We start from the raw sequence: 834 nt of genomic DNA, 5'->3' as shown, positions 1-834 counted from the left end.
CCAGTTGACGACCCTGTTTCCTGACTACAAAGCAATTCGCATCGACCGCGATAGCACACGACGCAAAGGTAGCCTCGAAAGCGCTTTAGAAGCCATTCGCAAAGGGGAATACCAAATTTTAATTGGCACGCAAATGCTGGACTAAAGGCCATCGATTTCCCAGACGTTCGACGTTAGTGGCACTATTGGATGTTGATGGGTCATTATAGCAGCAGTGACTTCCGAGCGTCCGAGCGATTGGCTCAGTTGTTTATTCAAGTCGCGGGACGAGCAGGGCGTGCCAGCAAACCTGGCGAAGTGATCTTACAAACCCATCATCAGAACACGCTTGCTCAAAGCTCTGTTGACCAAGGATTACCGGCACTTTGCGCAGTCTGCACTGGAAGAACGGAAAATTGCCCAACTTCCCCCGTTTAGTTTTCTAACGCTATTTCGCGCAGAAGCCAATCACAGTGAAATCGTCGAAACATTCTTGCGCCAAGTGCGTATGACTCTCGAGTCTCATCCCTTGTTGCATCACAGTTGTCTCTGCTCGCCAACACCCGCCCACTAGCCAAACGTGCGGGCAAATACCGCTGGCAGCTTCTGCTTCAAACTCAACAATCGTTCCTTGATGCAGAAAATACTCTCGAGTCACCGAAACTGCTATCGATTTGTTACCAGTGCAAAAAAAGTACGTTGGAATTTGGATATTGAGCCGCAGGATCTGAGTTAGCAAACGTTTACCACCTCACTCTAACGTTGAAAATTGCAACAATTTGCTTCTTTACGTGACGACCATCACGAATGAAATGCGGATTTTGTTAATTCGCCCGTAACTTTAAATAAAGAATT

General features: G+C 47.4%; 1 pseudogene. It reads left to right on the top strand.

The features are described 5' to 3' along the window. Positions 1 to 715: pseudogene (locus tag CIK04_RS26305) on the top strand (helicase-related protein); the annotation flags it as partial. Between the last annotated feature and the right edge of the window lie 119 nt (positions 716 to 834).

Source organism: Vibrio sp. 03_296 (assembly GCF_002265885.1).
This window is presented reverse-complemented; position numbering and strand designations above follow the sequence as displayed.